Source organism: Shinella sp. GW821-FHT10F02, from assembly GCF_058809275.1.
The window spans coordinates 325,424-338,372 of the sequence record NZ_JBXASL010000002.1; the positions used below are offsets into that span (position 1 = coordinate 325,424).

Consider the following 12,949-nt stretch of genomic DNA (forward strand, 5'->3'; position numbering starts at 1 on the left):
GGGGTGTCGGGCCGGTTATTCCTGCCGGCCCGACACTCGGCAAAAGCGCGGCTTCCGCCCCTGACGGCGCTCGACGGAACAGGCAGCAGGCATGGACAAGACAACGGCCCCAGGCGAAGACGCCCGACCGATCCTTTCGCTTCGCAACATCAACATGACCTTCGGCGGGGTTCGGGCGCTGAAGAACGTCTCCTTCGAGGTCATGCCCGGCGAAGTCCATTGCCTCGCCGGCGAGAACGGCAGCGGCAAGAGCACGCTGATCAAGGTCATCACCGGCGTCTACCGGCCCGCCGCCGGCGCCGAGATCGTCTTCGACGGCGCGGCCGTTCCGTCCATGACACCCGGCATCGCGCAATCGCTCGGCATCCAGGTGATCTGGCAGGACCTCGCGCTCTTTCCCGAAATGACCGTCGCGGAAAACATCGCCTTCCAGACGCTCTCCGGCGCGCGCCCGCGCTTCGTCCGCTATCCCGCGATCCGCAAGATAGCCGAGGACGCGCTCGCCCGGCTCGGCGTGACGCTCGACGTCGACCGGCCGCTCAAGGATTTTGCCATCGCCCAGCGCCAGATCGTGGCGATCGCCCGCGCGTTGGTCGGCGAGGCGCGCATCGTCTTCATGGACGAGCCGACGGCGTCGCTGACCCAGTCGGAGACCGATCACCTGCTCGCCATCGTGCACACGCTTTCGGCCTCCGGCGTCGCCGTCGTCTTCGTCAGCCATCGGCTTGCGGAAGTGCTCGAAATCTCCTCGCGCCTTACCGTGCTCAGGGACGGCGCGCTGGTCGGCGTCTATCCGGTCGAGGGCATGACGCAATCGCGGATCACCGAGCTGATGACCGGCCGCACCTTCGACCAGTCCGTGCGCGCCCATGACATTTCCCAAAACCCCGTCGTGCTATCCGTGCAGGGCCTCTCCCGGCCGGGTGAGTTCAGCGACATATCCTTCGACCTGCGCCGCGGCGAAACGCTCGGCATTACCGGGCTGCTTGGCTCCGGCCGCACCGAGCTTGCGCTGACGCTCTTCGGCATGCGCCAGCCGGCCGCCGGCACGATCACGCTGGAGGGCAAGGCGGTGCGTTTCGCCTCCAACCGGCAGGCGATCGCCGCAGGCGTCGCCTATCTCTCGGAGGATCGCCTGGCGCTCGGCCTCAACCAGCCGCAGTCGATTGCCGACAACCTCGTCATGGCCTCGCTCAACCGCATTCTCAGCGGCCGGTTGATCTCGCCGACCAAGAAGCGCGCACTCGTTTCGCGCTGGATCGCCGATCTCGGCGTCAAGATCGGCCAGCAGGAGGATGCGATCTCGACGCTATCGGGCGGCAACCAGCAGCGTGTGGCGATCGCCAAGTGGCTCGCCACCGATCCGAAGGTGCTGATCCTCGATTCGCCGACGGTCGGCGTCGATGTCGGCGCGCGCGCCGGCATTTTCGAGATCGTCGCGCGGCTCGCCGAGGCAGGGCTTGCGATCATCCTGATCTCGGACGAGGTGCCGGAGGTCTATTTCAACGCCGACCGGGTCCTCCACATGGAAAAGGGCCGCATCGCCGGCTGGCACGATCCGCGCGCGACGACCCTCAAGGACATCGAGGCGGCCGTCTATGCGTAAGCTCGTCGCCGCCCACACCACCGAAGCCGTGCTCTTCGCCGTCATCATCGCGATCAGCATCGTGCTGTCCTTTACGACCGAACGTTTCTTCACCCTCGGCAATGCCTTCGACCTGCTCAATATCAGCGCCGTCAACATCATCTTCGCCGTCGGCCTGTTGGTGGTGCTCATCGCCGGCGGCATCGACATCTCCTTCGCCGTCGCCGCCTCGGTCGTGCAGTATGTGACGGCGCTTCTGCTGGAACGCATTGGCGGGGGCGGCTGGGTCTCCGGCCTCCTCATTGCGGGAAGCACCGGCATCGGGCTCGGTCTCATCAACGCCTTTCTGATCCACCGTTTCCGCATCATCTCGATCGTCGCGACGATCGCGACCTTCAACGTCTATTTCGGCCTGCTGATGTTCTTCACGCGCGGCGTGTCGATCTACAACCTGCCGGACTGGCTGACGACGCGCGTCATCGTCTACGAGCGCGAGATGGCGGATGGGAGCTGGGCGGAAATCACGCTGCCGGTCGTCGTCATGGCCGTCTGCGTCGCCGTCACCTGGCTCTTCATCACCCGCACGACGACCGGCCGCCAGCTCTACGCCTTCGGCGACAATCCGGAGGGGGCGCGCCGCTTCGGCATCAATATCGGCGCGATGCAGTTCATCGCCTTCGGCTGGCTCGGCATGATGGCGGGCATTGCCGGGCTGATGCAGGCGCATTACGCGCAGGAGGTCGTGCCCAACGCGCTCTATGGCCGCGAACTCGACGTTCTCGCCGCCGTCGTGCTCGGCGGCGCGCGGCTTGGCGGCGGCAAGGGCACGGTGCTCGGCTGCGTGCTCGGCGTGCTGCTCGTCTCCATTACCCAGAACGGCCTCAACCTGATGGGCGTCTCGCCCTTCGCCTTCAAGATGATCGTCGGCGCCATCATCCTCGTCGCTATTACGCTGTCGAGCGCCCGCCTGGAAAACCTGCTGCCGATGCGCGCCAAAAAGGGAGACGACCGATGAACGCGCTTGCCAACCGCTTCAACGCGATCTTCGGCGCCGACATGGCCGGCCCCTTCGCGGCCCTTGCCGTAGTGCTCATCGTCTTCGGCCTCGCCTCGCCGCAATTCTTCACCGCCGCGACCTTCGGCTCGGTCGCCTTCCAGCTTCCCGAGCTCGGCATCCTGACGCTCGCCATGCTGCTGCCGATCCTGACCGGCGGCCTGAACCTCGCGATCACGTTTACCGCCAACATGGCCGGCCTGACGCTCGCCTGGGTGTTGCAGGCCAATGGCGGCGCCGATGCCGGTCCGGGCGCCTTCCTGCTCGGCTCGCTCCTGGCGCTCGGCGTGGGGGCGGCAAGCGGCCTCGTCATGGGCCTCGTCATCGCGTTTACCCGCGCCCACCCCATCCTCGTCTCGCTCTCGATGATGATTTTTCTCCGTGGCCTCGGAGAATTTCTCACGCGCGGCGGCGATATTTCCGGCTTTCCCGGCTTCATCGCGCCGATCGGCCATGGCAGCCTTCTGGGCATTCCCGTGCCGCTGCTCATCCTGATCGCCTGCGTGCTGGCGTGCCATGTCCTGCTGTCGCGCAGCAAGCTCGGCTTCTCCACCTACATGATCGGCTCCAACATCGAATCCGCCCGCTATTCCGGCATTAACACGCGCAAGGTGCTGGTGCTGGTCTACATGCTCTCGGGCGCGATTGCGGCGGTTGCCGGCATCATCATGCTGGCGCGGTTCAATTCGGTGCGCATCGGCCACGGTGAATCCTACCTGCTGATCACCGTGCTCGCCTGCTTCCTCGGCGGCATCAATCCGTTCGGCGGTTTCGGCCGCGTGCTTCCCGTCTTCGTGGCGCTCGTCGTGCTGCAGCTTCTGTCCTCGGGGCTCAACCTGCTCGGCGCCAACCAGCATCTGGCGACCGCCGTCTGGGGCATCCTGCTCATCGTGGTGATGGTGCTGCGCTGGGCCTCGGCCAAGTTCATCAAGCTTACAAAATAGGAGAGACGACCATGGAAGGTTTCGGCGTTCATACCAGCATGTGGACCATGAACTGGGATCGCGCGGGCGCCGAAAAGGCGATTGCCGGCGCGGTGCATTACAAGATGGATTTCATCGAGATCGCGCTCCTCAACGCGCCCGCGGTCGACACCAAACACACCCGCGACCTCCTGCAGAAGCACAAGCTGCGCGCCGTCTGCTCGCTCGGCCTGCCGGAACGCGCCTGGGCCTCCGTCCGCCCGGATGCGGCAATCGAGCACCTCAAGGTCGCCATCGAGAAGACCGCGGAAATGAGCGCCGAGGCGCTCTCCGGCGTCATCTTCGGCGGCATCGGCGAGCGCACCGGCGTGCCGCCGACGCAGGGTGAATACGACAATATTGCACGGGTTCTCCAGGCGGCCGCGAAACACGCCAAGCAATACGGCATCGAGCTCGGCGTCGAGGCGGTGAATCGCTACGAGAACCACCTGATCAACTCGGCCCAGCAGGCCGTCGACATGGTGGAGCGCGTCGGCGCGGACAATGTCTTCGTCCATCTCGACACCTATCACATGAACATCGAGGAAAAGGGTGCGGCCAACGGCATCATCATCGCCCGCGACCACCTGAAATACATCCACCTTTCCGAAAGCGACCGCGGCACGCCGGGCTATGGCAACATCCCCTGGGACGAAATCTACGCGGCGCTCGCCGCCATCGGCTTCAAGGGCGGGCTTGCCATGGAAAGCTTCATCAACATGCCGGCCGAAGTGGCCTATGGCCTCGCCGTCTGGCGCCCCGTCGCGCGCGACATGGAGGAGGTCATGGGCAACGGCCTGCCGTTCCTGCGCAACAAGGCACAGCAATACGGCCTCATCTGACCGCTCCGCCGCCAAGGGTTCAGGCCTGTCGGCGGCGAGAGAATCACACGGATGGCGGACCCGATTCCGCCATCCCTCCCGCTGCTCGAATCGCGACATCGCGCCCTGCCGGACGGCCTGTTTCGAGCGCGCCACGGACAAAAAATCCGAAGCCAAAAATATTTTATTTTCAAAAGATTAGCTGAAGCCACCGTGTTCCGCGCCGTCAATCTCGCGCGGACGGTCGCATCGTCATGCCTCGCGCCAGTTAGACCTGCGAATTAATGGTTTGTTAACCATTTCACGGCTACACCAAAGCAACCGAAAATTAACCAAGATGACTGACGTGTTAACTCAACCACGGCCGATCCGCCTCAAGGGGCGCTCCTTCCTCGCACTCGCCTTGACCCCGGAGCTTCCCTTCGAGGACTGGCTGGTGCGGCTCGACGACCTGGCTGCCCGTTCCGCCGGCTTCTTCCTGCGCCGCCCGGTGGTGCTCGATGTCGAGGGGCTGGAGATCGACCGCGCGGAGCTTCGCGAACTCGTCAGCCAGCTCAATGCCCGCAACGTGCGGGTCATGGGCATCGAGGGCGCACGCTCCTCGATGCTCGGCGCCGACATGCCGCCCGCGATGACCGACGGGCGCCCGACGGCGGATATCGAGGCGCCGGCAACGGACATCGCCTCGGGCACCGACAAGGCGGAGACGTCCGAACCGATCGCAAAGGCTGCCGCGGCAGCGCCGATCAGCGTTGCACCGGCCCAGGCCATGCCGATGGCGACGCCGTCGATCGTCGTGACCCGGCCCGTGCGCTCCGGTCAGTCCGTCTTCTTCCCCGAAGGCGACGTCACCATCATCGGCTCGGTCGCCTCCGGCGCGGAAGTCGTCGCTGGCGGCTCGGTCCACATCTACGGCCCGCTGCGCGGCCGGGTGATGGCCGGCACGACGGGCAACGGGTCCGCGCGCATCTTCTGCCGCAAGCTCGAAGCGGAGCTGATCGCCATCGACGGCTTTTACAAGACGGCGGACGACATGGAACCGGAGCTGCGCGGCAAGGCGGTGCAGATCTGGCTGGAAGGCGAGACAATCAAGGCGGCAACACTCGGCTGAACCGAAAACGTGTTCACATAACTGGAGAGGTCAATGGGCAAGGTAATCGTGGTTACATCGGGCAAGGGCGGCGTCGGCAAGACGACGTCGACCGCGGCCCTCGGCGCCGCGCTGGCGCAAGGTGGCGACAAGGTCGTCGTCGTGGATTTCGACGTCGGCCTGCGCAATCTCGATCTCGTCATGGGTGCCGAACGCCGCGTGGTCTATGACCTCGTCAACGTCATCCAGGGCGAAGCCAAGCTGACCCAGGCGCTGATCCGCGACAAGCGCGTCGAGACGCTCTACCTGCTGCCCGCGTCCCAGACCCGCGACAAGGACAACCTGACGCCGGAAGGCGTCGAGAAGGTCATCGCCGCCCTGAAGAACGCCTTCGACTGGGTGATCTGCGACAGCCCCGCCGGCATCGAACGCGGCGCCACGCTCGCCATGCGCCATGCGGATGTCGCGATCGTCGTCACCAATCCGGAAGTCTCGTCCGTGCGCGATTCCGACCGCATCATCGGCCTGCTCGATTCCAAGACGCTGAAGGCCGAAAACGGCGAGCGCATGGAAAAACACCTGCTCCTGACCCGCTACGATGCCGCCCGCGCCGAGCGCGGCGACATGCTGAAAGTCGACGACGTGCTGGAAATCCTCTCCATCCCGCTGCTCGGCATCATTCCGGAAAGCACGGACGTGCTGCGCGCCTCCAATGTCGGCGCCCCGGTCACCCTCGCCGACAACCGCTGCGCCCCCGCCCTTGCCTATTTCGAGGCGGTGCGCCGTCTGAAAGGCGAAAACCTGCCGGTCACCATTCCGGGCGACAAGCGCAGCTTCCTCGGCAAGATCTTCGGAAGGAAAGCGGCATGAATCTGTTCCGTTTCTTTTCCCGCCCCCAATCGGCGCCAGCCGCGCGCGAGCGGCTGCAGGTGCTGCTCGCCCATGAGCGCGCCTCGACCGGCGACGTGGACCTGATCAACAAACTGCGCGACGAAATCCTGAAGGCGATTTCGAAGCACATGCAGGTCGACGACGAGAAGGTCACCATCAAGATGGAACGCGGCGCCCAGGTCTCGACCCTTGCCGTCGACATCGAAATCCCGTTCGACGCGGGCAAGAAGGCGGCCTGACGGCCGCCCCACCCTTCTGGCCATCCTGACCGATCCAGCACTTCAAAGGGCTTCCACCGACCACCACACACCATTCAGAGCAGGAGATATCATGAGCCGTTTCGCACTTCTGGAGAGACTGAAGGCAGTCCAGCAGATGCCCAAATATCAGGGGCGCGATATCACCACCATCAGCGCCGTGCTGTCGAACCAGGCGCTCGCGCGACATGTCGACGTCTGCGAACAGGCAGCCGGCATCGTCCCGCCGCCGGTAGCGACCGCCGGCAAAGCGGCCGGAACGCCGACCGCCTCCGCTTAAAGGTTTCCGTCTTCCCGCAGGGCCGCATCGGTGATCGTATTGTCGACACCGAGTTCGCGGTCCGGCCGGAGACCCAGGCGCTGCAAGTCGCCATGATAGCCCCGCACCGCCTCCTCCGGTTTCGCATCGTGATCGGCGACCGCCCTCATCCATTTCGTCAGCGACAGCTGGTGTTCGGCCAGGTTGATCTTGCGCCCGAAAATGGCGAGGCGCGCACCGCTCGCTTCCGCGCGGGCAACCATTTCCAGCGCATCGCGATGCGTGCCGCTCGCCCCGCCCATCACGCCGACCACGACCGTGTCGTCATGGGCGACCAGCTCTTCGAGCGCCCGGCGGCCGTTATAGACGATTTTCAGGAATTCCGGCCGTTCGGCCCGCGTCAGGCTTGCCAGCGCCCGCACGATGCAGTCGTTGACGAAGGCGCCGGTCTCCGCCACGCCGAAACCGGTCTCGGCATTCGGGTTGAACACTTCGAGGAAGTGCCGCTTGCCGGCAGCGCGCGCATCCGCCCGGAAGGTCCGGTAGGCCTCCAGCATCGCAACATCTGAAGCAGCATCGTTGTTGAAGGTCATGGAGAACAGGCAGAGATCCGCCCGCGCGCGGGATAGGTCGGCACCGCGATAGGGCTGGGCAGGCGTTTCGCGATAGCGGCCGCCACGGATGTTGAGCCAGACATCGGTCGTCTCGTTGGCACGGAAGGCCGGCGTCACGGGACTGCCCTCGAAAACGCCACGCTCGACGAGCCGCTCGATATTGCCCGCCGAGGCGAGCATGACATCGACGGCCTTTTCCGCGACAAGCGTCTCCATCTCGGCCAGGAATTCCTGACGCGTACGGTTGCCGGCCGTTGCGCCCTCTGGCCCACGCCGCTGGCCCGTCGTCAGGATGCCGCCGGAAATGTCGGCATCCTTGGCGTCCACGAGAATGAAATCGCCCACCCGATAGGCGCCGGCGCGGATGCGCGCCATCTTCTCGTCGTAAGTCTTGGGGGTCATTTCAGGTCCACTCCATGGAACGTCTTCAGCCGTTCGCGAACGGCTGCGATTTCTTCGTTGCGGCGGGCTTCGCCCCAGCAGAACGTCTCCGCCGTCTGGCGGGCAAGGGCATCGACCAGCCCGGCCGTCAGCCGCCCCGTCACGGCGAGCGTCGTGCGGCGGAAGGCGAGATCGGCAAGCGAGCCGACCTGTTCGTTGCGCAGTACATAGTCCACCTCGCCGGTACTGTAGTCCGCTGCATCGGGAAGTGGCGCGTCGCTCGGGAAACCTGAGATATGGGCTGCGACCGCGCTGGCGCCCGTGCCGTAATGCGCGAGCAGTTCTTCCACGCGGGCTTCCGGCAGACTGCTTTCACGCGCAAGTTTTGCGATCCAGGCGCGGCGATCGGCATCGTTCTTCGGATAGGCCCGCCCGCCACCGATAGCGAGATCGCGGGTGGAAACCCTGCGCGTTTTAGAGAGGCGCGTGAGCAGCATGTCCGCAACCTCTTCCGCATAACCGCGAAAGGTCGTCCACTTGCCACCGACCAGCGAATAGACCGGAAAGGGGCGTCCCGCGGCCGGTTCGAGGATCGGCGTCGCGTGGTCGCGGGTAATCAGTCCGGGGTCCTTCGCATCCGAGGCCGGCAGCGGGCGGATGCCGCTATAGACATAGACGATCTGGTCGCGGGTAAAACGCAGTTTCGGCAGAAGCTTGCGCAGGCTTTCGAGCAGGTAGTCCACCTCGTCGGCCTCGCAGCGCACCGTATCCGGATTGGCGGCCTTGATATCGGTGGAACCGGCGAGCGCGCGGCCGAGATATTCGAACACAAGGCAAATGCGCCCGTCATCCGCCTCGAAATAGATCATCCGCCCCTTCAGCTCCTTCAGGAGATCGGGATGGTCGAGCAGGATATGCGAGCCCTTGGTGCCGCCGATCATGCGCGAGGGCTCACCGAGGATGGCGTTGACCTCGTCGATCCAGGGACCGGCCGCGTTGACGACGATCTTTGGCCGCACGGTCGCGGCTGCCTCGCCGGTGAAGCTGTGCACAGTAAGCGCGCCATCCGCCGCGCGCCCCAGCCGGACATGGTTGAGCGCCGCGGAGCGCGGGCTGTCGGCAAGGCCATCGCGCACGAGTTCGAGGATGAGACGCTCGGGATGGGTGACGGTGGCGTCGTAATAGGTGCCCGTCGCCACGATGTCCGGCGTCAAAGCCGGCAGGTCGCGCAGCGATGCGGCGCGGCCGGCCGTCGAGTGTTTGGGCATGACGCGGTGGCGGGCGCCGTAAAAATCGTAGAGCATCAGGCCGATCTTGATCAGCAGGGCGCCGCGGCTACGCGGCGCGCTCTTCGAGCCGAAGAGAGTGCGCAACGCGGCGCCAATGCCCTTCGTCCACGAAAAGATCGGGATGAGGGTCGGCAGCGGCTTGACGTAGTGCGGCGCGTTGGCGAGCAGCAGGTTCCGCTCCAGCGTCGACTGCGCGACGAGGCGGAATTCACCCGTTTCGAGATATTTGAGCCCGCCATGGATGAGGCGGGAGGGGGCCGCACTCGTGCCGGCGGCGTAGTCGTTCTTCTCGACGAGCAGGCAATCGAGCCCCTGGGCCGTCAGGTCGCGGAAGAGGCCCGCCCCGTTCACGCCCGCGCCGATGATCAGCACATCGATCTCGCCACGGGCTTCCATCGCCGCCATTCGTTCGCCCATGCCGCCGGGAAAGGCGCCTGCTGCCGTCGCATTCATGTACTCTTGCCCACTTTCACGATTTCAAGATTGACGCCGGCCTGTTTCAGCCGTGCCCGGTCGTCCTCGCCGACACGGTCCGTCGTCAGCACGACGTCGAAGGCGGTGAGGTCGCCCAACACGTTGAGCGCAACCTTGCCGAATTTCGAGGAATCGACGAGCAGGATTTTGCGGCTGGAAGACGCCATCATCGCCTGCTTGACCTTGGTGACCTGCGCGTCCTGGATGAAGGCCGTCACGCCGTCGATGGCGGACGCCGAGCAGAACAGGACATTCGCCCGAAGGCTCGCCACGGCCTTTTCGCAGGTGATGCCGATATAGGCATTGTAGTTGCGGTGATATTTGCCGCCGAGGCTGATCAGCTCCACCTCGTCCGCATCGATCAGCTTGCCGGCCGAGACATAGCTGTTGGTGATGACGGTGAGCGGATGGGCTTCCGGCAAGAGGTCGGCGAGCGCGCAGGCCGTCGAGGAATCGTCCAGCATCACCGCCTGCCCCGCCTCGACATAGGCCATGGCGGCGCGCGCAAGCGCTTCCTTCTCCGCCTTGCCGATCGTTTCGCGGTAACGGAACGTGCTTTCATAGAGGCCAGAGGGCTGGACGGTGACCATGCCGTGCAGCTTACGCAGCACGCCCTGCTGGGCGAGCGCATCGATATGCCGGTGGATGGTCATGCGCGAGACGCCGAAATGTTCGACGAGGTCCTCCATGCGCGCCTGGCCGGCCCGCATGATGTAATCGGCAATCTCTTCGCGCCGTGTGTCCGCCTTCATCCGCGGGCCTCCCCTGACCGTTTTGCGAGATCCTCGATGGCCTGCCACTGCGGCGCCATCGCATCCGCAAGCTGTCTATAGAGATCGTAGCGCTCGGCAAGTTCAGCGCCCCGCACCGGATCCGGCTCATGCGAGCGCAGGATGCGGGTCGTTTGGGCCGCCCCCTCCTCCGGGCTCGGATAGAGGCCGACCGCGGCACCCGCAACGAGCGCCGCACCCCAGGCAGCCGCCTCATCCGCGGAAGAAACATCGACAACGAGCCCGGTCGCATCGGCGAACATCTGCGCCAGGATGGCACTGCGCGCACCACCGCCAGTTATGCGCATGCGCTTCACCGGAACCGCGGAGAGCAGATCGTCGATATGGAGCTTGTGGTTGAAGACGATGCCCTCCAGCACGGCCTTCAGAAGGTCGCCGCGCTCGTGCCAGCCGTGCACGCCGAAGAAGCCGGCGCTCGCCCCGCTGCCGAAGGGCGAGCCGAAGAGGAAGGGATGGAAGAGGATATCCGACGGCTTTTGCAGCGCGCGCTCAAGCTCCGGCCGCAGCAGCGTGTGGATGTCGGTGCCCTCGCGTTCGGCTTTTTCCGAAAGATCGCGGCAGAAATTGTCGAGGAACCAGTCGTAGTTGGCGGTGGAGGCGGGCGAGATCGCCATGGAATTCCACCAGCCCTTGCGGATGCCGTTGCGGCAGAACCAGCGCGGATCGACCATCGGCGTTTCGGTGACCAGCTCATTGATGGAGTAGGTGCCGGCAACGACCGCAAGCGCACCCGGCGCATGGCCGCCGATGCCAAGTGCGGAGGCCGTCACATCATGCAGGCCGGCAGCGACGGGCGTGCCCTCGACGAGCCCCGTCGCTTCCGCCGCTGTCCGCGTCAACCTGCCAACAATCTCGTCTGGCCGCGACACCGGCGCCAAGGTCGGCCAAAGGTCACCGAGCCCAAAAACCTCCAGCGCTGCTGGATCATAGGCCTGCGTGCGCACATCGGTGAAACTGGTGCTCGCCTCGGTCAGGTCCGTGCCGACGATGCCCGTGAGGCAGAAGCGCAGCCAGTCCTTGCAGGTGAAGACATGGCCGATGGCACGATAGCGCTCCGGCTCGTGCTGCTTGATATGCGCCAGCAGCGCCGAGGGTGCGGAGGCATGCGCCGTCTGGCCGGTCAGCTCCAGCGCCCGTTTCGCGGCGCCGTCCTTTTCCCAGGCCTCGACGATCGCACCAGCGCGGCTGTCGAGCGAAAGGATGCCGGGGCCGAGCGGGCGTTTTTCACGATCGAGCAAATACAGGCCATCACCATGCGCCGTTGCCGCAACAGCCTTGATATCGCCCGCCGGACGGCCGCTTTTGTCGATCGCCTCGCGGATCGCCTCGGCAGTTGCCGTCCACAGGCCGCCCATGTCGCGCTCGACATGGCGCGGCGCGGGGAAGGATTGCGGAACGCGCCGGCGCGCCACCGCGATCGGCGTGCCACCCTCTTCGAAAATGACGGCCTTGGTGACCGTCAGGCCGTTATCGATACCCAGAAGCAGCGCCATGTTCGTCTCCGTCAGGTCCGGTTTGCACGCAGGGCGAAACGGTCCTGCAGGCTGGCAAGATAGATGGCGACGAGCAGGACGCAACCGAACACCATCTGGCGGATGGAGGGGGCGATGCCGGTCAGGTTCATCAGGTTCTCGATGATGGCGATGACGATGACCGCGCCGAACACGCCGGAAAGCCGTCCGATTCCGCCATTGAGGCTGGTGCCGCCGAGAATGGTGCCAGCAAAGACCATCAGGATATCGCCCTCGCCGAGATCGGCGACGACCGATTGCAGACGGCCGACTTCCAAAAGACCGCCGATGGCGGCAGCGAGGCCGGCAATGCCAAAGCACAGGATCTTGGTGCGATGCACCTTTACGCCGGCAAGGAAGGCGGCTTCCTCGTTGTTGCCGATCGCGTAAATCTCCTTGCCGATACGGTGGCGCTCCATGAAGACATAGGCAATGCCGTAGAGGATGAGCCAGACGAAGATCGCCACGGGAATGCCGAACCAGCGCGCTTCGCCGAGATAGGTATATTCCGCCGGCATGTAATAGACACCCTCGGGAATCAGGTAGACGACCGCGCCGCGCATGACGAGCAGCGTGGCGAGCGTCACGAGGAAGGCGTTGACGCGCAGATGCACGGCAAAGGCGCCTGCGGCGAGGCCGACCAGCAGGCCGACGACCGGCGTCAGGATGACCGCGAGAATGGGATGCACGATGCCCGGCGCCCAGACGGTCATCGCCACGATGGCGACGGCCGGCGCGAAGGCGAAGGTCGATTCCAGCGACAGGTCGACCTCCTTGATGAGCAGCACGAGGAAGAGGCCGAGCACCATGCAGCCGAGCGGTGCGGCGGCCCACAGCACGTTCATGATGTTCTGCGCGGAGGCAAAACCCGGAACGGTGAGCCCGACGGCGACGAGAACGGCGAGCAGCACCCAGATGAGGTGGCGCTCCATCAGACGGGAGAACAGCCGGACTGTGCTGGCGGACATCG

At 65.1% G+C, this 12,949-nt stretch carries 13 protein-coding genes; 8 read left to right on the forward strand and 5 right to left on the reverse strand.

The features are described from left to right. Positions 1 to 91 precede the first annotated feature (91 nt). The 8 genes from AC1RWL_RS07395 (at position 92) to AC1RWL_RS07430 (ending at position 6,940) form a co-directional block, all read left to right on the forward strand. Complete coding sequence (locus AC1RWL_RS07395) at positions 92 to 1,606, forward strand: sugar ABC transporter ATP-binding protein (RefSeq protein ID WP_493094094.1); 1,515 nt, start codon at positions 92 to 94, stop codon at positions 1,604 to 1,606. Further along, on the forward strand, positions 1,599 to 2,600 hold the full coding sequence (locus AC1RWL_RS07400) for an ABC transporter permease (protein ID WP_493094095.1): 1,002 nt from the start codon (positions 1,599 to 1,601) through the stop codon (positions 2,598 to 2,600). The genes AC1RWL_RS07395 and AC1RWL_RS07400 overlap by 8 nt, the downstream gene beginning before the upstream one ends. After that, the gene (locus AC1RWL_RS07405) at positions 2,597 to 3,583 is read left to right on the forward strand and encodes an ABC transporter permease (RefSeq protein WP_493094096.1); all 987 of its coding nucleotides are present in this window, start codon (positions 2,597 to 2,599) and stop codon (positions 3,581 to 3,583) included. Before AC1RWL_RS07400 ends, AC1RWL_RS07405 begins: the two co-directional genes overlap by 4 nt. Positions 3,584 to 3,594: 11 nt before the next feature. Next, positions 3,595 to 4,443: a sugar phosphate isomerase/epimerase family protein gene (locus AC1RWL_RS07410; RefSeq protein ID WP_493094097.1), complete on the forward strand. Its 849-nt coding sequence runs from the start codon at positions 3,595 to 3,597 to the stop codon at positions 4,441 to 4,443. 316 nt (positions 4,444 to 4,759) lie between these two features. Continuing rightward, positions 4,760 to 5,533, forward strand: a complete 774-nt coding sequence (minC, locus tag AC1RWL_RS07415; RefSeq protein ID WP_493094098.1) for a septum site-determining protein MinC — start codon at positions 4,760 to 4,762, stop codon at positions 5,531 to 5,533. Between the two features lie 33 nt (positions 5,534 to 5,566). Next, entirely contained in the window at positions 5,567 to 6,382 is an 816-nt protein-coding gene (gene minD / locus AC1RWL_RS07420) for a septum site-determining protein MinD (RefSeq protein WP_256116480.1), read from the forward strand. Then, a complete protein-coding gene (gene minE, locus AC1RWL_RS07425) occupies positions 6,379 to 6,642 on the forward strand; it encodes a cell division topological specificity factor MinE (RefSeq protein ID WP_256116479.1) in 264 nt (87 codons plus the stop codon). Before minD ends, minE begins: the two co-directional genes overlap by 4 nt. 91 nt (positions 6,643 to 6,733) lie before the next feature. After that, positions 6,734 to 6,940, forward strand: coding sequence for a hypothetical protein (locus AC1RWL_RS07430; protein ID WP_435265705.1), 207 nt, complete (start codon positions 6,734 to 6,736; stop codon positions 6,938 to 6,940). Here AC1RWL_RS07430 and AC1RWL_RS07435 read toward each other — a convergent pair. From AC1RWL_RS07435 to AC1RWL_RS07455, 5 genes are read right to left on the reverse strand one after another with little or no spacing between them, the layout of a single operon-like run. Continuing rightward, entirely contained in the window at positions 6,937 to 7,935 is a 999-nt protein-coding gene (locus AC1RWL_RS07435; protein WP_493094099.1) for a hypothetical protein, read from the reverse strand. The two genes, AC1RWL_RS07430 and AC1RWL_RS07435, sit on opposite strands and share 4 nt — an antisense overlap. Continuing rightward, entirely contained in the window at positions 7,932 to 9,656 is a 1,725-nt protein-coding gene (locus tag AC1RWL_RS07440; RefSeq protein WP_493094100.1) for a glycerol-3-phosphate dehydrogenase/oxidase, read from the reverse strand. The genes AC1RWL_RS07435 and AC1RWL_RS07440 overlap by 4 nt, the downstream gene beginning before the upstream one ends. After that, positions 9,653 to 10,429 carry a DeoR/GlpR family DNA-binding transcription regulator gene (locus AC1RWL_RS07445; RefSeq protein ID WP_493094101.1) on the reverse strand — a complete coding sequence of 259 codons (777 nt, stop codon included), beginning with the start codon at positions 10,427 to 10,429 and terminating at the stop codon, positions 9,653 to 9,655. Before AC1RWL_RS07445 ends, AC1RWL_RS07440 begins: the two co-directional genes overlap by 4 nt. Next, a complete protein-coding gene (locus tag AC1RWL_RS07450; protein WP_493094102.1) occupies positions 10,426 to 11,961 on the reverse strand; it encodes an FGGY-family carbohydrate kinase in 1,536 nt (511 codons plus the stop codon). The genes AC1RWL_RS07445 and AC1RWL_RS07450 overlap by 4 nt, the downstream gene beginning before the upstream one ends. 11 nt (positions 11,962 to 11,972) lie before the next feature. Next, entirely contained in the window at positions 11,973 to 12,947 is a 975-nt protein-coding gene (locus AC1RWL_RS07455; RefSeq protein ID WP_493094103.1) for an ABC transporter permease, read from the reverse strand. Positions 12,948 to 12,949: the final 2 nt, after the last annotated feature.